Source organism: Chryseobacterium sp. KACC 21268 (assembly GCA_028736075.1).
Taxonomy (GTDB): domain Bacteria; phylum Bacteroidota; class Bacteroidia; order Flavobacteriales; family Weeksellaceae; genus Epilithonimonas.
Genome location: CP117875.1, coordinates 689,850 through 713,331 on the forward strand (window position 1 = coordinate 689,850; position 23,482 = coordinate 713,331).

The 23,482-nt window shown below is 37.9% G+C and carries 22 protein-coding genes; 12 read left to right on the forward strand and 10 right to left on the reverse strand.

Annotated elements, in window-relative coordinates; all coding sequences use genetic code 11:
* Positions 1–142 precede the first annotated feature (142 nt).
* From PQ459_03295 to PQ459_03305, 3 genes are all read left to right on the forward strand, one after another.
* Positions 143–358, forward strand: coding sequence for a uroporphyrinogen decarboxylase (locus tag PQ459_03295; protein WDF47517.1), 216 nt, complete (start codon positions 143–145; stop codon positions 356–358).
* 1 nt (position 359) lies between these two features.
* Complete coding sequence (locus PQ459_03300) at positions 360–1,466, forward strand: glycosyltransferase (protein ID WDF47518.1); 1,107 nt, start codon at positions 360–362, stop codon at positions 1,464–1,466.
* A 68-nt stretch (positions 1,467–1,534) separates the two neighbouring features.
* On the forward strand, positions 1,535–2,053 hold the full coding sequence (locus tag PQ459_03305; GenBank protein ID WDF47519.1) for a DUF4251 domain-containing protein: 519 nt from the start codon (positions 1,535–1,537) through the stop codon (positions 2,051–2,053).
* Here PQ459_03305 and meaB read toward each other — a convergent pair.
* Complete coding sequence (gene meaB / locus PQ459_03310) at positions 2,050–3,036, reverse strand: methylmalonyl Co-A mutase-associated GTPase MeaB (protein WDF47520.1); 987 nt, start codon at positions 3,034–3,036, stop codon at positions 2,050–2,052. The two genes, PQ459_03305 and meaB, sit on opposite strands and share 4 nt — an antisense overlap.
* Before the next feature lie 84 nt (positions 3,037–3,120).
* Here meaB and PQ459_03315 point away from each other — a divergent pair, with 84 nt between their 5' ends.
* Complete coding sequence (locus PQ459_03315; protein WDF47521.1) at positions 3,121–3,435, forward strand: hypothetical protein; 315 nt, start codon at positions 3,121–3,123, stop codon at positions 3,433–3,435.
* Positions 3,436–3,501: 66 nt separating this feature from the next.
* Here PQ459_03315 and PQ459_03320 read toward each other — a convergent pair whose 3' ends face one another.
* Together PQ459_03320 and PQ459_03325 are read right to left on the reverse strand one after the other, a co-directional pair.
* Positions 3,502–4,239 (reverse strand): SDR family NAD(P)-dependent oxidoreductase, encoded by a 738-nt coding sequence (locus PQ459_03320; GenBank protein WDF47522.1) that lies wholly within the window; start codon positions 4,237–4,239, stop codon positions 3,502–3,504.
* Positions 4,240–4,322: 83 nt separating this feature from the next.
* Entirely contained in the window at positions 4,323–4,889 is a 567-nt protein-coding gene (locus PQ459_03325; GenBank protein WDF47523.1) for a Crp/Fnr family transcriptional regulator, read from the reverse strand.
* A 225-nt stretch (positions 4,890–5,114) separates the two neighbouring features.
* On the opposite strand from PQ459_03325, the gene PQ459_03330 reads away from it, so the two are divergent.
* Positions 5,115–6,200 carry a hypothetical protein gene (locus PQ459_03330; GenBank protein WDF47524.1) on the forward strand — a complete coding sequence of 362 codons (1,086 nt, stop codon included), beginning with the start codon at positions 5,115–5,117 and terminating at the stop codon, positions 6,198–6,200.
* Positions 6,201–6,264: 64 nt separating this feature from the next.
* On the opposite strand, the gene scpA is transcribed toward PQ459_03330, so the two are convergent.
* Positions 6,265–8,388 (reverse strand): methylmalonyl-CoA mutase, encoded by a 2,124-nt coding sequence (scpA, locus tag PQ459_03335; GenBank protein ID WDF47525.1) that lies wholly within the window; start codon positions 8,386–8,388, stop codon positions 6,265–6,267.
* 519 nt (positions 8,389–8,907) lie between these two features.
* Between scpA and htpG the strand changes: the two genes are divergently transcribed.
* Positions 8,908–10,800 (forward strand): molecular chaperone HtpG, encoded by a 1,893-nt coding sequence (gene htpG, locus PQ459_03340; protein WDF47526.1) that lies wholly within the window; start codon positions 8,908–8,910, stop codon positions 10,798–10,800.
* Between the two features lie 62 nt (positions 10,801–10,862).
* On the opposite strand, the gene PQ459_03345 is transcribed toward htpG, so the two are convergent.
* Positions 10,863–12,986: a carboxy terminal-processing peptidase gene (locus PQ459_03345; protein WDF47527.1), complete on the reverse strand. Its 2,124-nt coding sequence runs from the start codon at positions 12,984–12,986 to the stop codon at positions 10,863–10,865.
* A 172-nt stretch (positions 12,987–13,158) separates the two neighbouring features.
* On the opposite strand from PQ459_03345, the gene surE reads away from it, so the two are divergent.
* The 3 genes from surE to PQ459_03360 all read left to right on the forward strand — a co-directional run bounded on the left by surE (position 13,159) and on the right by PQ459_03360 (position 15,339).
* Positions 13,159–13,923 carry a 5'/3'-nucleotidase SurE gene (gene surE, locus PQ459_03350; GenBank protein WDF47528.1) on the forward strand — a complete coding sequence of 255 codons (765 nt, stop codon included), beginning with the start codon at positions 13,159–13,161 and terminating at the stop codon, positions 13,921–13,923.
* A gap of 13 nt (positions 13,924–13,936) precedes the next feature.
* A complete protein-coding gene (locus PQ459_03355; protein WDF47529.1) occupies positions 13,937–14,506 on the forward strand; it encodes a cyclic nucleotide-binding domain-containing protein in 570 nt (189 codons plus the stop codon).
* Between the two features lie 143 nt (positions 14,507–14,649).
* Entirely contained in the window at positions 14,650–15,339 is a 690-nt protein-coding gene (locus PQ459_03360) for a class I SAM-dependent methyltransferase (protein WDF47530.1), read from the forward strand.
* Between the two features lie 47 nt (positions 15,340–15,386).
* Here PQ459_03360 and PQ459_03365 read toward each other — a convergent pair whose 3' ends face one another.
* The 5 genes from PQ459_03365 to PQ459_03385 form a co-directional block, all read right to left on the reverse strand.
* The gene (locus tag PQ459_03365) at positions 15,387–15,893 is read right to left on the reverse strand and encodes a hypothetical protein (protein ID WDF47531.1); all 507 of its coding nucleotides are present in this window, start codon (positions 15,891–15,893) and stop codon (positions 15,387–15,389) included.
* 63 nt (positions 15,894–15,956) lie between these two features.
* Complete coding sequence (gene lysA / locus PQ459_03370; protein WDF47532.1) at positions 15,957–17,156, reverse strand: diaminopimelate decarboxylase; 1,200 nt, start codon at positions 17,154–17,156, stop codon at positions 15,957–15,959.
* A gap of 509 nt (positions 17,157–17,665) precedes the next feature.
* Positions 17,666–18,895, reverse strand: a complete 1,230-nt coding sequence (locus PQ459_03375; protein ID WDF47533.1) for a 3'-5' exonuclease — start codon at positions 18,893–18,895, stop codon at positions 17,666–17,668.
* A 14-nt stretch (positions 18,896–18,909) separates the two neighbouring features.
* Positions 18,910–19,560 carry a hypothetical protein gene (locus PQ459_03380; GenBank protein WDF47534.1) on the reverse strand — a complete coding sequence of 217 codons (651 nt, stop codon included), beginning with the start codon at positions 19,558–19,560 and terminating at the stop codon, positions 18,910–18,912.
* Positions 19,561–19,570: 10 nt separating this feature from the next.
* Complete coding sequence (locus tag PQ459_03385) at positions 19,571–21,103, reverse strand: DUF853 family protein (GenBank protein ID WDF47535.1); 1,533 nt, start codon at positions 21,101–21,103, stop codon at positions 19,571–19,573.
* 127 nt (positions 21,104–21,230) lie between these two features.
* On the opposite strand from PQ459_03385, the gene PQ459_03390 reads away from it, so the two are divergent.
* From PQ459_03390 to PQ459_03400, 3 genes are all read left to right on the forward strand, one after another.
* Positions 21,231–22,112, forward strand: coding sequence for a bestrophin family ion channel (locus PQ459_03390; GenBank protein WDF47536.1), 882 nt, complete (start codon positions 21,231–21,233; stop codon positions 22,110–22,112).
* A gap of 3 nt (positions 22,113–22,115) precedes the next feature.
* On the forward strand, positions 22,116–22,655 hold the full coding sequence (locus PQ459_03395; protein WDF47537.1) for an RNA methyltransferase: 540 nt from the start codon (positions 22,116–22,118) through the stop codon (positions 22,653–22,655).
* Between the two features lie 171 nt (positions 22,656–22,826).
* Positions 22,827–23,480, forward strand: coding sequence for a CBS domain-containing protein (locus tag PQ459_03400; protein WDF47538.1), 654 nt, complete (start codon positions 22,827–22,829; stop codon positions 23,478–23,480).
* Positions 23,481–23,482: the final 2 nt, after the last annotated feature.

A 23,482-nucleotide genomic window follows, 5' to 3' on the forward strand; every position in this document is an offset into this window, starting at 1 on the left:
GTTTTTTATGATAAATCCTACAATTAATTATTGTAAAATTTAAATATTTGTTTGCAAATAGATTGCCATTAGAAAAAAACGGACTTTATGACTTGATTTTTTTATAAAATTGTTTAGGTTTGTAAACCTCAAAAATCACCAGATGAATAATTGGTCAGAATATGTCGGTTACTTAGCGTCTGTCTTCATCGTAGTCAGCTTCTTGCTCAAGGATATTAGAACGATCAGGACCATTAATTTATTGGGCTGCATCTGTTTTGTGATCTACGGATTCTACAATGGTGTGCTGTGGCCGATCATCATTCCAAATGGCATTCTCGCCGTGATCCAGATCTATAATATTGTAAAAAAGAATTAGAATGAAAGTTGTCATTAGTGTTTTCAATAATCTATATACCGACCAGCGTGTGGAAAAGGTATGTAAAACACTTTATGATAATGGCTACGAGCCTGTTCTGATTGGATGCAACTGGCTTGGAGCGCCAGAAATGGAAAGGCCTTATCCTTTTTTCAGGATTGATCTGAAGTCGAAAAAACTTCGGTTTGCGTACATCGAATTTCAAAGAAAACTGTACAAAGAGGTTTTGAAAAATGCTGACAATAAGACCATTTTATTGGCCAATGATCTCGAAACGCTTATGCCAAATTATCTGATTTCCAAAAAACTCAACATCCCGATCGTTTTCGACAGCCACGAGATCTTTACAGAAATGCCAACCATCCAAGGCCGTTGGGTAAAGCACGTTTGGAAGAAAATCGAAAAAACCTTTGTCCCGAAGATCAAAAGAATGATCACCGCAAGTAATTCGTATGCTAATTGGTTTGTAAAGGAATACGAGATCAATAAACCAACTGTCATTAATAATCTGCCAAGAAAAATCGAGTTTACGGGAACCAAGGAAAATTCAAAGAAAATAATTCTTTATCAAGGTTGGCTCAATTATTCCCGAGGGATTGACAAGGCCATTCTCGCGATGCAATCGATTGACAATGCTGAACTTTGGATCGCAGGCGGCGGACCGATGGAAGCGGAATTTTGGAATTTGGCGAAACAATCCGGCGTTGAAGATAAAATAAAATTTCTCGGAAAACTTTGTCCTTCTGATTTACGGACGATCACCCCAAAAGCCGATGTAGGTTTAAGCATCGAGGAAAATAAAGGGCTTAGTTATTATTATTCATTACCAAACAAAATTTCTGATTACATCCAATCCCGAGTTCCTGTGGTGGTTTCCAATTTCCCGGAGATGACGAACATCGTCAACACATTTGGCGTGGGAGAGATCATAGAAGATCATTCGCCAGAACACCTTGCGGAGAAGATAAATTTAGTCCTAAAAAACGGCAAAGCCTTCTATCTCCATAACCTGAATGTAGCGTCCGACGAACTTTGCTGGGAAAATGAAGAAGACAAGATCCTGAAAATTTTCAGCGATTCCAGAAAAGAGTTGGAGCACAACCATTAACCTTTCCACTTTTTTTGCATCTAAAAGTTGCATCATTCTTGATGTATTAACGTTATAAAATAATGAAAATGAAATCTTTAATATTAATATTCAGTCTAGCTTTGATGACGATAGGCTGCACAAGCCAAACCTATCTGGATCCCACCACTTTGAGTTCTGTAGTTCAAAATAAAGAGTTTGATTTCAACGCAACTAAGGCTTTCCCAACCAATTTTGATGTCATCAATGTTATGAACTCAATGCCGGGCTCGACTGGAACCAGAATTTTGAATCTAGATCCGGGGAACGGATTTAATTTAAAAAAAGACCTCTTTAGTGTCGCTTTGCCGTATTTCGGAAGAGCCTTCAACGCAAGTCCGGGCGATGCAATTAATGGTGGATTGCGATTTGAATCCAAAGATTTCCGTGTAAAACAGTCGATTACCAAAAAAGGGAATACTATGTTTACAATCACAACAGTGGACCAAAAAGAAAGCTACATTTTCACTTTGGAGATCTTTAAAAACGGGAGTGCATTTTTGTCCGTAAGCTCGAATAATAGACAACCTATCAGTTTTGATGGTAATATTTCGGCCGGAGGTAATTAATTTCCGAACAATTTTTTAACAAATTCTCTTGCTTCTGAACTCGAATTTGAACGGAGATCGGAAACATTTTTCTTATGTTCGAGGTAAGAATTTTCTAATGAATGATCTCGCTTGGCTTTCTCGAGAATATATTCTTTAACCCAAAATTCGAATCTTTTTTCAGCTTGATCTCTTCGGTTTTCCAGAAAAGTTTCATTCTTATTTTTGAGTGAAATGAAGTTTTCTATCTTTTCGAAGGTTTCAGTTAAACCTTCATTTTCTAAGGCTGAGCCTAGGATGATTGGAACTTTCCAATCTTTTTCTTTCGCGGTGATGAATTGTAAGGCTCTGGACAATTCGGTCTTCGTGAGTTTGGCTTTGGCGAGATTTTCGGAATCCACTTTATTAATGAAAATCAAATCTGCCATTTCCATAATCCCACGTTTGATACCTTGAAGTTCGTCGCCGCCGCCAATGATCTTTAGAAAAAGAAAAACGTCGGTAATATCATTTATCAAAGTCTCGCTTTGACCAACCCCAACGGTTTCGATTAAAATATAATCGTAACCTGCCGCTTCGCAGATCAAGAGACTTTCGTAAGTTGTATTCGCAATACCACCAAGAAATCCGGAGCTTGGACTTGGACGTATAAACGCATTTGGGTCTTTCGCCAATTCTTCCATTCTCGTTTTATCGCCCAGAATACTTCCTTTGTTGATGGACGAACTTGGATCTACCGCTAAAACGGCCACTTTCTTTCCTTTTTCGATTGCCAGTTTTCCAAATGTTTCTACAAAAGTAGATTTTCCTGCGCCAGGAACGCCAGTGATTCCAATTCTGATGGACTTTCCAGTGAATGGTAAGATCGCTTTCAAAAGCTCGTCGGCAAGATCTCTGTGTTCGGGTTTTTTGCTTTCAATAAGCGTAATGGCCTTTCCCAGAATCCGCTTATCAGACGCTTTGATCCCATTGATGTAATCGTCGATACCGAATTGCTTTGCCATATTTGGAATTGTTACAAATTAGAACAGAGGGTTAGAAGCTGTGTTCAAATTAATTATTTTTGATGAAAATCAAATTCAAAAATAATGAAAAAATACATATACAGCTTGTGTCTTTTGGGCGTGATCGTTTATTCTTGTAAAACCCAGCAAGCAGCTCCGGTTACAACTTCTACAGAAACTTCTGTCATAACGGCTAGTCTTAGCAAGGAAGAAATGCTCAAAAAAGGAGAAGACCTGTTCAATCTGAAATGCGGCAGATGCCACGGATTGCCTTCGCCCGGAGATTTCACAGTGGCTGATTGGAAACCGATCATCGCTGCAATGGCACCGAAAGCAAAACTAAATGCAGAAGAAACCAATTGGGTTTTGGCTTATGTGAATGAGAATGCTAAGAAATAAAAAAGAGAAACCGGAAAGTTTCTCTTTTATTCATTAATACAGTGTACGTTTTATATTTTACAAAAATTACCACGGACTGATTCCAGTCTCCTCTTCGATATCATTGCTGAAGAATTGCCCTGTTGGCGCGTCATCTTGGGTCAAAGTATGTTTGATGATGAAGCTGGCTGCACTTTCTACAGAACCAGGACCGCTGTGGTGGTTGAAATCTGTCGCTGTGTAACCTGGATCGATGACATTCACTTTGAAATTTGAATCTTTCAATTCGTGAGCTAAAACTATCGTGTACGCGTTCAAAGCTGTTTTGGATGGTCCGTAAGCCGCAGATTTTACCTGATAATATTTCCAATTCGGGTCGTTGTGAAGCGTCAATGAGCCAAGTCCTGACGTGATGTTGCTGATTCTCGGACTTTCAGATCTCTTCAGCAATTCTAAAAATGCCTGCGTCACATATATCACACCGAAAAAATTAGTTTCAAAAACTTCCTTGATATTTTCGACAGAAGTTCCTGTGGCAGTTTGAGGCTGCGTTCCCAGAATTCCCGCATTGTTGATGAGAATATCCAATTTTCCTTGCTCTTGTTCGATGCTATTTTTAGTTGCTAAAACTGATTCTTGATTGGTAACATCTATCTCAATTGCTTTGATGTTGTTGAATCCTTGTTCATTAAGTTCTTTTGCAATTGCTTCACCTTTTGCTAGGTCGCGACTTCCCAAATAAACGAATAAACCTTTTGCTGAAAGTTGTTTTGCCGTTTCAAGACCAATACTTCTGTTGGCACCTGTTATTAATACGATTGTCATTTTTTCTTGTTTTAAATTGATGATGTAAAGTTGGATCAATTCAAAACGATAGTATTTGCCAAATGACAAAAAGCGAATGATAATTAAATATTTTTTCGGATTCGGCTAAGAGAAGATTGTGTCACACCAAGATAAGAGGCAACGTAAGACAGTGGAATTCTGTTCACGACATTCGGATAGATCTCCAAAAATTTGAGATAACGTTTTGTTGCATCTTCTGTCACAAGCGGACTTCTCCGTTCCACTTTCAGTAATAATGCTCTGGAAATTATCTTGTTGACAATGACATCGAAACCAACAATGGTCTGCAAAAGTTCCAACCAATCTTTTCTTGAGAATATGATCATTTTACAATCTGTAATGGCCTGAACATAAGAACTGGAAATGATTTGATTGTCAAAACTTTCCAGGTCGACGACCAGATTGTTTTCCTCGATGAAATATTTGGTGATCTCTTCGCCTTCATTGTTGTAATAGCAAACACGCAGAATTCCATCGACGACAAATCCAACCTGACTCGCAATTTTCCCTGCCTCGGAGAAATACTCATCTTTTTTGAAATCAATTTCTTTGGCTTTAGTTTTAATAAAGTCAATCTGCTGCGGATTGAGATTCCCGAAGCGTAAAATAAAATCGAATAATTCTTTCATTGTGGAAAGTTAGTAACTATAAATGTTTTCTGATTTGTCATTTGTCAAAAATTATTGAACAAGATAAATAATTCATTATTAAAAAAAATGTAAGAGTCTGATAAAATATTAATAAATATCTTTGTTAGGAAAGGTATATCTATTCTTTCACAAATGTACTTTTCAATAGATTAATTTTGGACCGAAAAAACCATCAATTATTATTTAGCATCTATTCTAATGAGTATGAATGAACAATCATATATTAATATCAAAAATGCAATAAAGGAATTAGAAAATGAGCTTAAACATTTACAAAATATTCCCAAAAGAATAGTTGAGGGTGAAAAAAAAATCAAGAAATTACAAAAAGAAATAAAACGAAAAGAGAAAAATAAAGAATTATACAAGCAATTTCCATTTCTCTTTGATAGTCTATTTTCTATTCGGCAAGAATTTTATACTGAACAAAGAAAACTTGAATCTCTAAAATCAATAAGTTCGAAAGATGAAATTTCAAAAAAGAAAAGAATTATAAATGACCTTCAAAAATCGCTAAAATTATTCGAGGACAATACTAATGGAAATAAAACTATCGGAGATAAAATTCCAACAATTAATCTTGACAAGATAAAATCAATATTTCCGGAATGGGGAAACATCAATTTTTTTGATGGATGTGTAGAAATTAAAATAAATCAGTATTACCGAAAATTTATAGTTGAACAGTCTAAAAGGTATTTAGATAAGATAAAACATTATTATTCATTTAAAAATGTCCCAAAACTTGAAATTGTTATCTCTGGAAGTGAAATTCAAGAAATCAAAAATATAGAAGTATTATTTTACCACATTGACTATTTGACTATTGTGGGGCATTCTTTTGAAATGGAAAGTTTTGATATATCAAAATTAAAAAAATATACAAGAACATATTTCCAACTAAATCTTCCATTTGTTTTTACAAATGATTCGATAAAATTTTTGTGTGAAATTTGTGATGAAAATTTCCCCATTATTCCTATTCCAGAATTGGTAATCAACAGAAATCAATCAAAAGCGATTCACGAGTCTTTTCTTTTCAAATGTGGAAATAAATTAATAGGGGAAAGTGTAGAATCTTCCAAAGCATCTTATGTTTTTGAAGTCGAAAACTTTAATGAAAATGCACAACTATTATTCGATTACATTGCTAATGAAAACAATACTAAAAAACGGCAAACTTTAATTCGGAGTTATGAGTTAAAACGGAGCTTAAAATTTTATAACCGAATATACCACAATGATTTTTATGAATGGAAAAATGAAATTATTAGCAACACACAATTGTGAAAATTTCATTTTTCCATTGATAAAAATAATGTAGGTAGAAAGTATTTGAATTCTGTCCTTTAAATTAATCTAAAAGTTTTTCCAAAATCTCCACCGCACTTTTCGGCAAATTAGTTCCCGGCCCAAAAATATGATGCGCCCCATTTTGATACAAAAATTCATAATCCTGTTGCGGAATTACACCACCAACAACGATTGTAATATCATCTGCACCCAATTTTTTCAACTCTTCCACCACTTGCGGAACCAAAGTTTTGTGACCTGCAGCCAGAGATGAAACACCCAAAATGTGAATGTCATTTTCCACCGCTTGTTTCGCAACTTCTTCCGGCGTTTGAAATAATGGCGCCACATCGACGTCAAATCCCATATCTGCAAATGCGGTTGCGACTACTTTTGCGCCACGGTCGTGACCGTCCTGTCCCATTTTTGCAACCATAATTCTTGGTCGTCGTCCTTCTTGGTCTTCAAATTTTTGGCTTAAAGCAACTGCCTTTTCAAAGTATTCATTTTTGCTTGCATTCATTGCGTAAACTCCTGATATGGTTCTGATATTGGCTTTGTAGCGTCCGAAACTTTCTTCCATTGCATCGCTCATTTCGCCGAGAGTGACTCTTCTTCTTGCAGCTTCAATGCAAAGTTCCAGAAGATTTCCGTTTCCTGTTTTTGCTGTTTCTCGAATTTGATTTAAAATTTCTTCAACCGATGCTGTGTTGCGTTCGGCTTTTATTTTTTCCAATCTTTCGATTTGTTTTCTGCGAACTTCCGTATTATCGATGTCGAGGATTTCGATTTCGGTCTGTTTTAAATCGGATTTGAAGGAATTGATGCCGATGATGAATTCTTCTCCGCTATCGATTTTTGCTTGCTTGATGGCCGATGCTTCCTCGATTCTCATTTTCGGAATTCCGGCTTCGATGGCTTTGGTCATTCCGCCTTCTTTTTCCACTTCATCGATGAATTTCATTGCTTCCTCAATCATTTGTTGCGTTAAAGTTTCAATCAAATGACTTCCGCCCATTGGGTCAACGACGTCGCAGATTCCGCTTTCTTGTTGAAGGATAATTTGTGTATTTCTTGCGATTTTCGCCGAATAATCTGTTGGTAAAGCAATCGCTTCATCCAAAGCATTGGTGTGCAAAGATTGTGTTCCGCCCAAAGCTGAAGATAATGCTTCGATTGTTGTTCGGGTAATATTGTTGAAAGGTTCTTGTTCCGTTAAACTCCAGCCAGATGTTTGCGAATGGGTTCTTAAGGCTAAAGATTTTTGATTCTGAGGATTGAATTGTTTCAGAAGATTTGCCCAAATGTATCTTGCCGCTCGCATTTTTGCAATTTCCATAAAATGATTCATTCCAATCGCCCAAAAGAAAGATAATCTTGGGGCAAAATCATCGACGTTCATTCCGGCTTTGATTCCGGTTCGCACATATTCCAAACCGTCGGCTAAGGTGTAGGCCATTTCCAAAACCGGCGTTGCACCAGCTTCCTGCATATGATAACCCGAGATTGAAATGGAGTTGAATTTTGGGATATTCCTGGAAGTATATTCGAAAATATCCGCGATGATTTTCATTGATGGCGTTGGCGGATAGATGTAAGTATTCCGCACCATAAATTCTTTCAAAATATCATTCTGAATGGTTCCGGAAAGCTTGTCCATCGAGATTCCTTGTTCTTCTGCGGAGACTATATAAAAAGACAAAATCGGCAAAACCGCGCCGTTCATTGTCATCGAAACTGAGATTTCGTCTAATGGAATCTGGTCAAACAAAATCTTCATATCCTCCACCGAATCTATTGCGACGCCTGCTTTTCCAACGTCACCAACTACTCTTGCGTGGTCTGAATCGTAACCGCGATGTGTTGCCAAATCGAATGCGACGGAAAGACCTTTTTGTCCGGCTTGGAGATTTCTTCTGTAGAAAGCATTCGATTCTTCTGCTGTGGAAAATCCTGCATATTGGCGGATGGTCCAAGGTTTTTGAACATACATCGTGGAATATGGACCACGAAGAAAAGGCGCAATCCCTGCGGAACCGGCTTTGATGTCTTTGTTTTTGACGTCTTCGCTGGTGTATTTTGATTTCAATTCCAAACCGTCTTTTTCAAAAGTGTAATTTTCCGAATTGGAATCGAAGGTAATGTTCTTGAAATCAGGGTTTTGATTTTGGATTTGGTGGCGCATTTTGGATTGGTCTTGATGAAAGTAAATGTAAGGATTTTTTTTAACCACAAAGAGCTCAAAGTTTTTGCACAAGGATCACGAGGGTTACTTAGGTTTTTTAACGCAAAGCCTGCTAAGGTTCGCAATGGTACTTCGACGAGCTATGCATAAACATCAAACCCATCAATGAGCACAAAGTGTAAGATTAGAAATAAGAATTGTGTGCTTTGTGGAATCTTTGTGGTTTACCAAAGCGACAATTTGTCATTAATTGTTGGATGGTCTTTTTTTTGTGAAATTTTGATGGACTGTGGAAACCCGCGACAGGGATAGCAGTGGAAATCCTTTTGCTTGGGAAATGCGTCAATCGGTGACAAATCGTGATAAGCAAAAGATTGCAACGGATAGCCCGGTGACAAAATAGCGCGGGGGAAGTTTTGGCTTTTGGCAGTCGCCCAAATTATGACTGATAAATGATAATCGATAGATGATTATGATACGGGAATTGAAATTTTAAATAAAACAAAAAATAATATAAATATGTCAACAGGAAGTATTAATGTGTCGGTGGAGAATATTTTTCCGCTGATCAAGAAGTTTCTTTACAGTGATCACGAGATCTTTCTTCGTGAATTGATTTCCAATGCGACGGATGCAACGACGAAGTTGAAACATCTAACCGTAATTGGTGAAGCGAAAGTGGATTATGGCAATCCGATTATCGAGGTGAAAATTGATAAGGAGGCGAAAACGCTGAGCATCAAGGATCAAGGCCTTGGGATGACGGGCGAGGAAGTTGAGAAATACATCAACCAAGTGGCGTTTTCCGGCGCGGAGGAATTCCTTGAAAAATATAAGGATTCTGCGAAAGATGCTGGAATTATCGGACATTTTGGTCTTGGATTTTATTCTGCTTTTATGGTGGCGGAGAAGGTGGAGATCTTCACGAAATCTTACAAAGAAGATAGTAAAGCAGTTCGTTGGATCTGCGACGGAAGTCCAGAATATACGTTGGAAGAAACTGAAAAATCTGACAGAGGAACGGAGATCGTCCTTCATATTGCAGAAGATTCTTTGGAATTTTTGGAGGAATCTAAAATCCGTGAGCTTTTGACGAAGTATAATAAATTCAATCAAATTCCAATTAAATTTGGGACGAAAACAGAGACTTTGCCTTTGCCAGAAGGTTCTGCGGAAGATGCAAAACCAGAATCGGTTGAGGTCGATAATATCATCAACAATCCAACGCCGGCTTGGACAAAAGCGCCGAGCGAACTGAAAGCTGAGGATTACAAGAATTTCTACAGAGAATTGTATCCGATGCAGTTTGAAGATCCGTTGTTCCATATCCATTTGAACGTGGATTATCCATTCAATCTGACGGGTGTTTTGTTCTTCCCGAAATTGGCGAATAACCTTAATATCGAGAAAGATAAAATTCAGTTGTATCAAAATCAAGTCTTTGTAACAGATGAGGTAAAAGGAATTGTTCCTGATTTCTTGATGTTGCTGAGAGGTGTGATCGATTCTCCGGATATTCCGCTGAACGTTTCCCGTTCTTACCTGCAGGCTGATGGCGCGGTGAAGAAGATCTCTTCTTACATCACGAAAAAAGTGGCGGACAAAATGGTATCGTTATTCAATGAAAACCGTGAAGATTATCAGCAAAAATGGAATGACATCAAGATCGTGATCGAGTACGGAATGATCTCTGAAGATAAATTCTATGAGAAGTCTGACAAGTTCGCGCTCTATCCAACGACGGAAGGTCAATATTACCTTTGGAATGAATTGGTTGAGAAGATCAAACCAACGCAAACGGATAAAGATGGAAAAACTGTTATTCTTTATGCAACCAACGCGGATGAGCAACACAGCTACATCGCGTCTGCGAGAGACAAAGGTTATGAGGTCTTGTTGCTAGATTCTCCAATTGTTCCGCACTTGATCCAGAAATTGGAAAGCTCTAAAGAAAATGTTTCATTTGCGAGAGTAGATGCGGATCACATCAATAATTTGATCAAAAAAGACGAACCTGTCATTTCTAAATTGAATGAGACGGATAAGGAAGCTTTGAAGAAAAACATTGAAGAGTCTATCAACGATCAAAAGTTCACCGTTCAACTGGAAGACCTGGATTCTACAGATGCACCATTTACCTTGACCCAACCAGAATTCATCAGAAGAATGAAGGATATGCAGGCAACTGGCGGCGGTGGCGGAATGTTCGGAATGGGCGGTTTCCCGGAAATGTATAATTTGGTCGTGAATTCTAACTCAGATTTTGCCGGCGAATTATTGAAGAAAGAGAATGCGGAAGAGAAAAGCGCGATGATCAATCAAGCTTTGGATCTGGCAAAATTGTCTCAGAATCTTTTGAAAGGAAAAGAATTGACAGACTTTATCAAGCGTAGTTTTGAAAGTTTGAAATAGTAAAGTACTGCATTATTAAGCATAAAAAAAGCGGAACTAAATTTTATAGTTCCGCTTTTTTATTATTTGATCTTCGAAAGGACATCTACCGTTTCTTCCAGATAGAAATCTCTTTCAAGATTTTTTCTCCAGTTTTCTGTTTTCTTGGCAAATGCTTCGTCTTTTTTGATTCTTTCCAATTCGTCTGGGTGAACCATAAACTTCAATCCGTTGTTGAACTTGTCCAAACCTTTGAACTTCTCAATTTGTGCTTTACGCGTTTTCATCAGTTCGTTGAATTTGGCTTGGTTCAATGTGATTGTTTCTTCCTTATCAAGTGCTTCTTTCCATTCGGAAGATTCCTGCAACATCTTGTAATTTTGGTTGTTTGCCAATTGCTTATCAAGTTCTGCCTGTAATTGAGGAATATTAAGTCCGGTCAATTTTTTGTAAGAAGTGGTTTCAATCTTATCCCAAGGCAAAGCGAATTGGTCAAAACGTTCTCCTACTTCAGAATATGAGAAGAAATCTTTCATCTTAAGGTCAGATTCCACACCTTTTCTTTGAGTCGATTCTCCAGATATTCTGTAGAATTTCTGAATCGTTAATTTCAAAGCTCCGAAATCATCATTCGTATTCAGGAATCTGTTTAGCTCAACAAACGTCTGAACTGTACCTTTTCCAAAAGAACTTGGCGAACCAATGATCGCTGCTCTTCCATAATCCTGGAACGCACCTGCAAGAATCTCTGAGGCCGAAGCCGATAATTCGTTTTGCATCACAACAAGCGGACCTGTCCAGATAGGTTCATTGGATTTGTTGCTCAAAGTTTGAACTTTTCCACGACTGTCTTTTACCTGAACGTAAGGACCAGCGTTCATAAACAAGCCCATTATATCTCCAACCTCCGTCAAAGAACCACCACCATTGCTTCTAAGGTCTAGGATGATCCCTTCTACATTTTCTTTTTTAAGTTTGATCAATTCTGCTTTGATATCATCGGAAGCATTTCTCCCTTTTGCATCTTCAAAGTCCACATTGAAACTTGGAAGATAGATGAAACCATATTTTTTCCCATTTTTCGCAGTCACCGCAATACTTCTAGCAAAAGTGTCTTCTATCGCTACTTCTTCACGAATCATTGTTACTTCTTTGATGGTTTTGTCAGATTTTTTCTCAACGGTTAAAGTAACAGGTGTTCCTTTTTCACCACGGATCAATCTTACGGCTTCATCAGACAACATTCCGACAACATTCACCGCTTCTTCGTTCGGTTTTGATTTTACCTTAAGGATCTTATCACCAGCACTCAATTGTTTTGATTTCCAAGCTGGCGCACCAATTGTCAATTCTCCAAGATACAGATAACCTCTTTTTTCCTGGATCAAAGCACCAATACCGATCACTTTTCCAGTGAATTGCATATCAAATTCCTCTTTGCTTTTCGGAGAGAAATAGTTGGTGTGCGGATCAAAAACTTCAGTATAAGCGTTCATATAAACTGAGAACCAGTCCATTTTCTTTCTTTTCTTGAATCTTCTGAAAGAATCTGTAATCAGGTCTTTCACTTCCGCAGTTGCTTTCTCACGCTTTTTTTCCATTGAAAGTGGCGTGTATTTGATCGTATCCGGCAGTTTGTTGTTGACGACAGAATCTTTTTTCTTTTTCTGAGATTCTTCTTTGCTGGTCAGCGTTTCCATTTCCTGAAGGATGTTGTACTTAATGTACTTTTTCCATTCTTCACGCTGCTGTTTTGCATCAGCAGGATTCACTCTTTTTTTTGGCTCCAGGATCAATTCGTCATTTTCATCCAAATTGATTGGTTTCGAAAGAATGTCCTGGGTCATTTTGTCGATCTCATCTACACGTTGGTAAAGACGGTCGATCGTCAATTTGTAGAACACAAGATTCCCATTATTAAGATAATCATCCAACTTGGTATTGTGCTTTTTAAACTCGTCAATATCAGACTGTAGGAAGTATCTTTTGGATGCGTCCACGTTTTCCATATATTTATCAAAAACATCTTGGGAATACGCATCATTAATAGGTTTTGGGCTGTAATGAAGGTATGAAAGTGTATTTTTAACGCTTACCATAATGGTCTGCATTTTTTCATCATCATTTTGAGGAGAGTTGAAACAGAACATTAGCGTCATCAGCGGCGCAAACATCAGCAGTTTCTTGAACTTGATTTTTTTGAACATAAATTTTAATCTGTACTTATATTAGTCAAAATTTTATTTTGAATGTTACGTTGGTATTCAAAAACGAAACCAAATTTAACACCTTATTTTATTTTACTCATTATAAATTGGTTATTTTTGAGATAATTTTGAAAATGTCGCAAAAAAGCGAAAGAATATAAAAATAAGATTTATGAGCAAACCATTGATACTGGTAACCAATGATGATGGGATCACAGCACCTGGAATTAGAAAATTAATTAGCATAGTAAACGAAATAGGAGACGTCATCGTGGTTGCTCCAAACTCTCCTCAAAGTGGAAAAGGACACGCCATTACGATCAACTCTACACTTAGCTTCGAAGAATTGAATCTTGATGGTCCACAGAAAGATTTTTCGTGCTCTGGAACACCTGTTGATTGCGTGAAAATGGCTTTGGATAAAATCCTTCCCAGAAGACCAGATATCGTAGTTTCAGGCATCAATCACGGTTCGAATTCTTCCATCAATGTCATCTATTCAGGAACTATGTCTGCAGCTGTGGAAGCCGGAGTAGAAGGTTTGCCAGCCATCGGATTTTCGCTTGGTGATCTGAAATGGGAAGCAGATTTTGATCAGGCTGAAGATTTTATTAAAGATATTATTCTGAAAACCATTGAGAACCCAATGCCAAAAGGTGTTGTACTGAATGTCAATATTCCGAACCTTAAAAAAGAAGAGATCAAGGGCATCAAAGTTTGTAAGCAAGCCAACGCAAAATGGGAAGAAAGTTTCGACGAAAGAATCAACCCGCACGGAAGAAAATATTACTGGCTGACAGGCTATTTCAATAATATGGATCAGTCGGAAGATGCGGACGAAACAGCTTTGACAAATGGATTCATCAGCATTGTTCCAGTGAAATTCGATTTGACGGCTTATGAATATATGAACGAACTGAATTCTATTTATCAATAAAAAAAGATGGTGGATGGAGTTTATGAAACAATTTCTTCGCGAGAATAATATTCCGATATCGGACGAAAACTGGGCGATCTATAGCGCAAAGAATGTTCGGAAAGAATACAAGAAGAAAGATCTGATTCTGAAAAAAGGCGCAGTAGAAAATTATCTGTCCTTTGTAGAGGAAGGCACAGCGAGATTGTTCTTTATGAAAGATGGCAGAGAACTTACAACCAGATTTGTTTTCAGACATAATTATCTGACTTCCTATGATTCTTTTTTGCAACGGTCACCTTCCAGATGCACGGTGGAGGCGCTTACAGATATGGTCGTTTGGCAAATCCATTACGATGATCTGCAGGAAGTTTACAGAACATCCAGTGTTGGAAATCTAATCGGGAGGATCACTGTAGAACAGATCTACCTGGCAAAATCGAATAAGGAATTCTCGTATCTGAGCGAGTCTGCAGAAGAACGCTATTTGAAATTGATGAAAGAGCATCCCGAACTATTTCAGTTGGTTGCACTGAAACATATCGCGACTTATTTGGGAATCACACCACAAGCATTGAGTAGAATAAGAAGGCGTATTTCTTAACCATGGTTCATTTTATTTGTAATAAATAAAATTTATATTTGTAGTGAGCATTCAGAATGAAAGTTCCGAATGACGAAAAAAAGTGTCCAGAGAGATCTGGATGCTTTTTTTATTAATTTTATCTTTGCAGCAAGTTTATTAATATGATTGATCTTCCAGGGCTTGCCATCAAAAATTTTCACGAAAAAACCAGCAGGGCAAAACTCTACGTCCACGACACCTTTGGTCCAAAAGTAGAAATGCCGATTTCCCTCTATTTCCGCAACGAAAAACAATTACCCAAACTTGAGAAGAAGGCATTGGATCTCTGTAAAGGAAAAGTCTTAGATGTAGGAGCTGGCGCAGGAAGTCACGCTTTGATCCTTCAACGTAAAAATTTAGAGGTCGTTGGATTAGAGATTTCTCCGGCAGCCTGTGACGTGATGAAAAATCGAGGTTTGAAAAAAGTCGTCGGTGAAGATATCTTTAAATATAATGATGGGAAATTCGATACACTTTTGTTGTTGATGAATGGAATCGGACTGTGTGGTGATCTGGATGGATTCAGGAAATTCCTTAGAAAAGCTGAAACATTGCTCAATGAAAATGGGATCTTAATTTTCGATTCATCCGACATCAATTATATGTACGAGGACGAAGAACTTCCACAAGACCACTATTACGGCGAAGTCACTTGCAGATACGAATATCAAAAAGAAGTCACAGATTGGTTCAACTGGCTCTATTTGGATTTTAAAACTTTAGAGAAAATCACTTCAGAGGAAGGCTGGAAATCCGAGTTGATCTATGAAGATGAGAATGACCAATATCTCGTCCAATTATCTAAGAAATAAAAAAACCGCCAAATTAAAGGCGGTTCTTATTTTATAGTTTTACAATCTTAATTAAAAGAAGTGTCATAAGCCATCGATGAAAAATCTATTTTCAACATTGCTTGAGAATCGATTGGGTTACCACTGCATTTCGCTGGCGTCCAGGTTTTATTTACTTTTTTGGCTGCTTCTTTTAGGTCATTTAGAAAAGGTTCGCTGTTGGCCACTTTTGGTCCAGCTTCCAATTTTGACAGAACGCCGTCTTTCGTAATATCCATTTTGACGAAGAACAAACCGTTGATGACATAAGTTTTCCAATTCACGTTTTGCGCCAGTTTTTCTTTCAGTTCCTTGATGTAAGCATCAGCGCCACCAGGATATCTCAAACTTTTGAAGTTTGCTGGGTCGCAGGCATTATCCTTAAGCTGATAAATACCGCGCACATTGTAGGCAACAGAACTGAGTGATGCATCATTCATCGGAATATCAATGTTCATCATATCTTCAACGTCATTGTTTTGAGCGAAAGCAAATGAACCAACTACTAAACTTAAGGAAAGTAATAATGATCTCATAGTTTTTGATTTTAAAAGTGATGAAAGAAATTTTATGCCAAAATATTGTTGATCAACAAGAAATTACAAAACCTCGATCTGATTTTTCAACAAATCTTCAAACTCATCTCTTTTTCTGATGAGGTGCGCTTTTCCATCAAGAAACATCACTTCCGCAGGTTTCAATCTGGAGTTGAAATTTGAACTCATCTCAAAACCATAAGCGCCCGCATTTCTGAAAACCAATACATCGCCTTCTCTCACCTCATTTATTTTTCTGTCCCAAGCGAAAGTGTCTGTCTCACAAATATTTCCGACAACCGTATAAATTCTTTCCGCACCTTTTGGATTGGACAAGTTTTCGATGATGTGATAAGAATCGTAGAACATCGGACGAATCAAATGATTAAAACCAGAATTCACGCCCACAAAAACTGTCGCCGTTGTTTGTTTGATGACATTCGATTTTACCAAGAAATGGCCACTGTCACTCACAAGGAATTTTCCTGGCTCAAACCAAAGTTGGAATTTCTTCCCAGATTCTTCCTCATATTTTTTGATGGAAGCATTTACTTTTTTCCCAAGAGATTTCACATCAGTTTCGATGTCACCTTCTTGATAAGGCACTTTGAAACCGCTTCCCATATCCAGATATTTCAAATTCGGGAAATGTTCTGCCAATTCAAACATAATTTCAAGACCTTGGATGAAAACATCTGGGTCTTTGATTTCGCTTCCCGTGTGCATATGAAGACCTTCCACATTCAGATTTGTAGATTTCATCACACGCTCGATGTGACGCATCTGGTGAATCGAAATTCCGAATTTGGAATCGATATGCCCAGTCGAAATCTTGTGATTTCCGCCAGCATAAATATGTGGATTGATTCTCACAAAAATCGGATAAGAACCACCGAATTTATTTCCAAATTGCTCAAGAATCGAAATATTATCAATGTTAATATGAACTTTATGAGACATTGCTTCCTCAATCTCAGCCAAGTCCACACAGTTTGGCGTGAATAGAATTCTGTCGTTTGAGAAACCAGCTTTCAAGCCCAATTTCACCTCGTTGATAGAAACGCAATCCAAAGATGCGCCCAGTTTTTCTACGTACTTCAGGATATTGATGTTGGTCAAAGCCTTTGCAGCGTAGAAAAAACGCGTGGTCTTCGAGAAAGAAGACGTCAGCTTTTTATACTGCTCGCTGATGGAATTAACGTCATAAACATACACGGGCGTCCCGAATTCTTTTGCTATGCTTAGCAAGTCCTGATTGGTCATAATCGTAGATTTTTAAAAATAAAAAGGCAGATTCTTATATAAAGAGTCTGCCGCAATAGATATCTTATGCACGCAACTCATTATACATTCCAAACCTTAGAGAACCTTACAGCTCCCTTTTTTCCGATTTTGCTTTGTTTAAAATATTGCATTGCTTGTTGTTAAAATTTTTCGCAAAATTAGAGTTTATCTGTAAATCTCGCAATTTTTGGATTGATTTTTATTTTTGGGAAGCTATTGACTATGTTGAAAGCAATTTTAAAAAATATTTGGGCAGCTATTTCCGCCTTCCGTTCCCAATCTTTTTTGCCCGCGCTTTTCCAGCCACAAAAAAGGATTTCCACTCAAGTCGGGCTGCAGCTTCGCAAAGTTGAACATTTGTCTTTTAACATAACCTTTGTCATTCCGTAGGAATCTAAACAAGGCGGTCGAGATTTCTACGGAATGACAAAATGATGATAATGATATAAGAACTTTTTTTTCTTTTGCGGTTTTGAAACGCTCTACTTTTATTTCTCAGGAAGCGGAGAAACCTCAAACTCATTCCGCAAAAGCGCCAACTGCAAATCATTCTGCAAATCCTGAGAGAATCTGGAAACGGGCAACATCAGTTTTTTGATTTTTTCCATAGACTGGATTTGATGATACAAATCGTAAAACCCAAAACCAGTCAGTTTTCCGTTTTCTAAAATAAGGAAAGACTTTTCGCCCAAAGTTCTTCCGGATGAAGTCCAGATCTCGTTTCTTTTTTTAAGGTTGATTTTCTGCGTGAATTCTTCCAGATTTTCTTTCAGCTCAGGTTTGGATTTGATGTAATTGATGGCCTTCAAACCTTGCGTAAAACTTTTGAATCTCAAATAAGGTTTCTCTTCCTGTTCTTTTTTGATTTTCTCAAGAATGAATTTGTTCTTTCTGTAAAACAATCCGAAAGGCAAAGGTTGCGTTTTGCTGATGCCTTTATTCTTCATCATCAGCTTGGCAATCAGGTCGGTTCCGGTCAATTCGTAAGAAGTCAAAACTGCATCTTCCTGGATATTCTTGTACTTTCTGGAATCAGATTCAAGGATTTTTTTAGCTGATTTGTATAGATCTTCTACGACATCAGAATGAATGATCTTCCCGTCAGAATTTTGGAAATATAAAATTCCGCGCTCGTTAGGAAGGTCTTCTGTCAGCAATTGGATCTTATTGAGATAGCTTTTGGCGTGGTTCTCTTCCTGTTGAGATTGGATGATCTCATTGGATTTATCTTTGATCATCAACAACTTGAACAAGTCCAAAGTCGCTCTCGCATCGCCACTTGCTCGGTGTGCTTCTGTCAAAGGAATTCCGATAGATTTGCAAAGTTTGCTGAGTGAATAACTTTTCTCTTCCGGAATCAATTTCTTAGCTAACGGGATTGTATCTAAAGTATTGATATTGAATTCGTAACCAAGTCGTTTGAACGATTGGCGAAGCATCCGATAATCGAAATCAATATTGTGACCGACCAAAGTTGAATCCTGCGTGATCTCTACCACACGTTTTGCGATCTCGTGAAATTTCGGAGCAGTCAAAACCATTTTGGAGGAAATCCCTGTCAACTTTTGAACAAAAGAAGAGATCTCATCTTCGGGATTCACGAGCGAGATAAACTGGTCTGTGATCTCGTGACCGTCATATCGGTAGATAGCAATCTCTATGATGCTTTCCTTCCGAAATGGTGCGCCGTTACTTTCTATATCTATTACTGAGTACATCTACATTTTTCGTTCTACAAAGTTAAGAAACTTGAGAAACTTCCATTCTCAAACATTTTGTTGTTGATGAGTTCTATTTTTTTGATGGAGCTCACTGGGACAATGGTGACAATCTTGCTTCCTTTTTCAACGTAAAAGAAATAAGCACTATTGGAATCAATAAGATAAATTTCTTTTTGAATGCCAGAATCGTCGGTTATTCTGTGCTTGATTTTCAAATTATTGTTTGTGATTCTGTCCTTTACATTGATTCCTGTTCCGACACCGCCACCAAGGAAGAAAGCCAAAATCATAAATGCGACTGCAAAATAGACCTGCTTTTTTATATGAATTTTCAAATCGAGATCTGTGGAATCAGGATGTTGTTTGAGATATTTTTTGCTCACCACAGACTCACGAACCCATTTTTTATGACTGTTTTTGGCAAGAAAATTATAATAAAAAAAGAATCCAATGATCATCAAAATCACTGTCGCCAAAATGATCGGCTGAGATGTCAATTCTGCGATTGGGCTTATCAAAATATCCATTATTGAGGAATATTTCAAAAAATTGACGCCCAACATATAGAAAAATACGCCGTCTCTCAATATTCCTAAAATGATAAGATATAAATATCCTAAAGGCAAAAGGGTCTGTAATTTTTCAATCAGTTTATAATCCATTGGCAGTATATTATCTTCTTTTCTTCATACTGAACATTCCCAAAATAAACTTCGCACCTTCTCTTGCCAAAGTGTTCAGAAAAGTTTTTCCGGCGCGGCTTTCAATCACCTGCTCAAACATTCCGGGTTCTTCTTTTGGTTGTGCCGTTCTGCCTCTCGTCGGTGTTGGTATTACGGTTTGCGTGTGTTCCTCGATTCTTTTGTTTAGGATTTCGTAGGCACTTTCTTTGTCGATGTTTTCCTCATATTTTCTGACCAATGATGAGTTTCTTGTCAAATCATCAATTTCCGATGAGGTCAAAATATCCATTCTACTTTCGGGCGAAATTAAATAAGTGTGAACCAAAGGCGTTGGAATTCCTTTCTCATTAAGCGCAGTCACAAAAGCTTCCCCGATTCCAAGATTTTGGATGAGTTCGCTGGCGTTGTAAAATTCTGTCGTTGGATAATTCTCCACCGCTTTATCGATTTCCTTTTTGTCTTTTCCAGTGAAACCTCTCAAAGCGTGCTGGATTTTCAAGCCTAATTGGCTCAAAATATTTTCCGGAACATCGCCTGGAATTTGAGTGATAAAATAAATCCCAATTCCTTTAGAACGAATTAATTTCACCATCGTTTCAATCTGCGAAAGCAAAGTTTTGGAAGCTTCGTTGAAAAGTAAATGTGCTTCGTCGATGAACAAAACCAATTTCGGTTTTCCGCTGTCACCTTCCTCTGGGAAAGTCATATAGATCTCCGCAAACAACGATAAAATAAAGGTCGAGAAAAGATTAGGCTTACTTTGGATATCATCAACTCGGAAAATATTCACCACACCTTTTCCATCTCTCGTCTGCAAAAGGTCTTCAACATCGAAACTTGGTTCGCCGAAAAAAGTAGCAGCGCCTTGTTGTTCCATTGCCACGATTGAACGAAGAATTGCACCTAAAGATGCCGGCGCAATCGAGCCATAATTGTCAGCTAATTCCTTTTTGCCAATCGGATTATCCGTCACATATTGAAGGACTTTTTTCAAATCATTCAAATCCACCAAAGGCAAAGCTTTGTCGTCGCAATATTTGAAAACGATAGACATAATGCTTTGCTGAGTATCATTAAGCCCAAGAATTTTGCTTAGTAAGATTGGTCCGAATTCCAAAACCGTTGCGCGAAGTTTCACACCTTTTGCACCGGAAATGGTCATCAGTTCCACTGGAAAATTCTGTGGAGAATATGGTAAACCTGTTTTAGAATATCGTTCTTTTATGTTGTCGTTTTCCGTCCCAGATTCAGCGATTCCGGAAAGGTCACCTTTGATATCCATTACCAAAGTCGGGATTCCGGCGTGAGACAATTGCTCTACGAAAACCTGAAGCGTTTTGGTCTTTCCAGTTCCCGTTGCGCCAGCAATCAAACCGTGTCTGTTCACGGTTTTCAGTGGAATCGAGACATTGACTTCGGTGACGATCTCGCCGTCCAACATTCCTTTTCCCAGGATGATGTGGTCGCCTTTTGGGTTGTATTTTGAGTTGAGGTCGGTTATGAATTTTTCTTTATTTGACATCGAATGGTTTTTAAAAGCTTAAATTTAAAAATAATTTTCAGAAACGGTTTTAAAACTTGAACTAAATAGTTGAACGACTACAAGTTTTTGTTCCATATCAATTATCTTTGTGCTCAAATGCAATTGTATGCGCGCCTACAACACAAAGAACTTCCTGAAGATTCTGATCAGTCTTCATAAAACCGATACGCTGAAAATCCTGTTTCCTACAATGCTTCTCGTGGGACTTTATTCTTACGGGATGTATTACCTAGAAATTGAATATCTGCATCTCACAGAAAAATCGACGGTCAGCCACATCGGAATGTTACATTCTTTATTGGGTTTTGTATTGTCTTTACTTTTGGTTTTCCGAACCAACACGGCGTACGATCGCTGGTGGGAAGGCCGAAAATTGTGGGGGAAACTCGTGAATGACAGCCGAAATTTTATGATCAAGATCTGTGGCATTCTGGATGAGAAAGATGTCAAAACAAAAAATCAAATCGCAAAATATATTAAGTTCTTCCCTCATTTTCTATCCAGCCATCTTTCCAAAGAATCCACAAGACTGGTTCTTGACAAGGATTTTGCAGAGCTCGCCAAAGAGTTGAAGCATCATCCGCCTGCAGAGTTGGTCTTTCTGCTGACCAGAAAACTTTTTCAACTTAAAAAAGAAGGAAAGATCTCCGACACCGAAATGCTCTTCCTGGATGCCCAATTATCAGGATTTCTGGATGTCTGTGGTGGATGTGAGAGAATCAAAAACACGCCGATTCCTTATTCCTATTCATCATTCATCAAAAAATTTGTGGTTTTTTACGTGGTAGCCTTGCCGGTTGCCAATGTGGTGAACCTCGGTATTTTTATGATCCCGATCACGATGTTTGTGTATTATGTTTTGATGAGTTTGGAGTTGATCGCCGAAGAAATAGAAGATCCGTTTAACAACGACGAGAACGATATCCCAATGGAATCTATCGCAAAGAATATCGAGAGAAATATTGATTTAATTATAAATAAAGCTTAAACCGTGACAAAGAAACTGAAACTTGAAGAATTGGGGAGAATAGATGTTGAAACCTTCAAAAATACAGCGAAGATTCCGCTTGTGATCATTCTGGACAGCGTAAGAAGTATGCACAATGTGGGCGCTATTTTCCGAACCGGCGATGCTTTTTTGATCGAAAAAGTGGTGCTTTGCGGTATCACGCCTCAGCCGCCTCACAGGGAAATTCACAAAGCGGCGCTTGGCGCAACGGAAAGCGTAGATTGGATCTATGAGCAGGATATTAATATTGCTATTGAAAATCTTAAGAAAGAAAACTTCAATATTATTGGGATCGAACAGACTTCCGACAGCCAAATGATGACTGATTTTGAAATTAAATCTGATGAAAAATACGCTCTGATCTTAGGAAATGAAGTCGACGGAATCAGTGATGAAGCTTTGCCAAATGTTGATACGTTTTTGGAAATCCCTCAATTGGGAACCAAGCATTCTTTGAACGTAAGTGTCTGTGGCGGAATCGTCATTTGGGAGTTTGCGAAAAACCTGAGTTCTTTAAAATAAAAAAACTGCAGACACAATGAAGTGTTGCAGTTTGAAATAAATCTAATAAAAAGTAAAAATGAAAGGCGACAAAGATATATTTTTTGTTTAATACAAAGCAATACTTTTTATAAAAATTCATAAAAATTTTTAAAATCTTTTGTGGCTAAGGATTTTTTGTAAATTAGCATAATGTTTATAAAAGACTACATTTCCAAAGATTATCCCGCATTCAGCAGAAAAGATTCCATAGAGGAAGCTTCTGAGGTTGCGAAAGACTTTGGCTATTCCCACGTTTTCATTGTCAGCAAAGGTGTTTTCCTTGGCGGACTCAGCCAGTCTTTTCTGGAGGACAGTCCTGAGGGAAAATTGGACAGTCTCAATATTCATTACGAGCGATTTGCTATTATAGAGGACAGCAGTATTCTCGATAGCATCAAGCTTTTCCATACTTTCAATGCGAATGTGATTCCCGTGATCTCGAAAGAGGAAAAATATCTCGGGTATATTTCTTGCGATGACATCTTCAATGAGTTTTCAAAATATCCATTGTTCTCCGAGAACGGTGCGATCTTGACAATCCAAACGACAGGTTTGCATTATTCGATGACGGAGATCACTCAGATTGTGGAAAGCAACAATGCGAAGATCTACGGCACATTCATCAGTGCCATCAAAGAAGATAGTATAGAAATTACGTTGAAGATCAGCAATGAAAATCTTAGTTCCATTGATGAAACCTTCGAAAGATACGGCTACACGGTGGTTACCAAACATTACGATGACGAGAAGGAAGAACTGTTGAAAGACCGATTTGGGTTTTTTCAGAAATTTTTGGAAATTTAATT

Bases quoted from the DNA above. Each gene is read 5' to 3' on its own strand.
- PQ459_03305 (WDF47519.1), top strand. From the start codon at position 1,535: ATGAAATCTTTAATATTAATATTCAGTCTAGCTTTGATGACGATAGGC.
- PQ459_03315 (WDF47521.1), top strand. From the start codon at position 3,121: ATGAAAAAATACATATACAGCTTGTGTCTTTTGGGCGTGATCGTTTAT.
- meaB (WDF47520.1), bottom strand. From the start codon at position 3,036: ATGGCAAAGCAATTCGGTATCGACGATTACATCAATGGGATCAAAGCG.
- scpA (WDF47525.1), bottom strand. From the start codon at position 8,388: ATGCGCCACCAAATCCAAAATCAAAACCCTGATTTCAAGAACATTACC.
- PQ459_03400 (WDF47538.1), top strand. From the start codon at position 22,827: ATGTTTATAAAAGACTACATTTCCAAAGATTATCCCGCATTCAGCAGA.
- PQ459_03320 (WDF47522.1), bottom strand. From the start codon at position 4,239: ATGACAATCGTATTAATAACAGGTGCCAACAGAAGTATTGGTCTTGAA.
- lysA (WDF47532.1), bottom strand. From the start codon at position 17,156: ATGACCAATCAGGACTTGCTAAGCATAGCAAAAGAATTCGGGACGCCC.
- PQ459_03365 (WDF47531.1), bottom strand. From the start codon at position 15,893: ATGAGATCATTATTACTTTCCTTAAGTTTAGTAGTTGGTTCATTTGCT.
- PQ459_03375 (WDF47533.1), bottom strand. From the start codon at position 18,895: ATGTACTCAGTAATAGATATAGAAAGTAACGGCGCACCATTTCGGAAG.
- PQ459_03390 (WDF47536.1), top strand. From the start codon at position 21,231: ATGCGCGCCTACAACACAAAGAACTTCCTGAAGATTCTGATCAGTCTT.
- PQ459_03355 (WDF47529.1), top strand. From the start codon at position 13,937: ATGGAGTTTATGAAACAATTTCTTCGCGAGAATAATATTCCGATATCG.
- PQ459_03325 (WDF47523.1), bottom strand. From the start codon at position 4,889: ATGAAAGAATTATTCGATTTTATTTTACGCTTCGGGAATCTCAATCCG.
- PQ459_03295 (WDF47517.1), top strand. From the start codon at position 143: ATGAATAATTGGTCAGAATATGTCGGTTACTTAGCGTCTGTCTTCATC.
- htpG (WDF47526.1), top strand. From the start codon at position 8,908: ATGTCAACAGGAAGTATTAATGTGTCGGTGGAGAATATTTTTCCGCTG.
- PQ459_03385 (WDF47535.1), bottom strand. From the start codon at position 21,103: ATGTCAAATAAAGAAAAATTCATAACCGACCTCAACTCAAAATACAAC.
- PQ459_03345 (WDF47527.1), bottom strand. From the start codon at position 12,986: ATGTTCAAAAAAATCAAGTTCAAGAAACTGCTGATGTTTGCGCCGCTG.
- surE (WDF47528.1), top strand. From the start codon at position 13,159: ATGAGCAAACCATTGATACTGGTAACCAATGATGATGGGATCACAGCA.
- PQ459_03300 (WDF47518.1), top strand. From the start codon at position 360: ATGAAAGTTGTCATTAGTGTTTTCAATAATCTATATACCGACCAGCGT.
- PQ459_03360 (WDF47530.1), top strand. From the start codon at position 14,650: ATGATTGATCTTCCAGGGCTTGCCATCAAAAATTTTCACGAAAAAACC.
- PQ459_03380 (WDF47534.1), bottom strand. From the start codon at position 19,560: ATGGATTATAAACTGATTGAAAAATTACAGACCCTTTTGCCTTTAGGA.
- PQ459_03330 (WDF47524.1), top strand. From the start codon at position 5,115: ATGAATGAACAATCATATATTAATATCAAAAATGCAATAAAGGAATTA.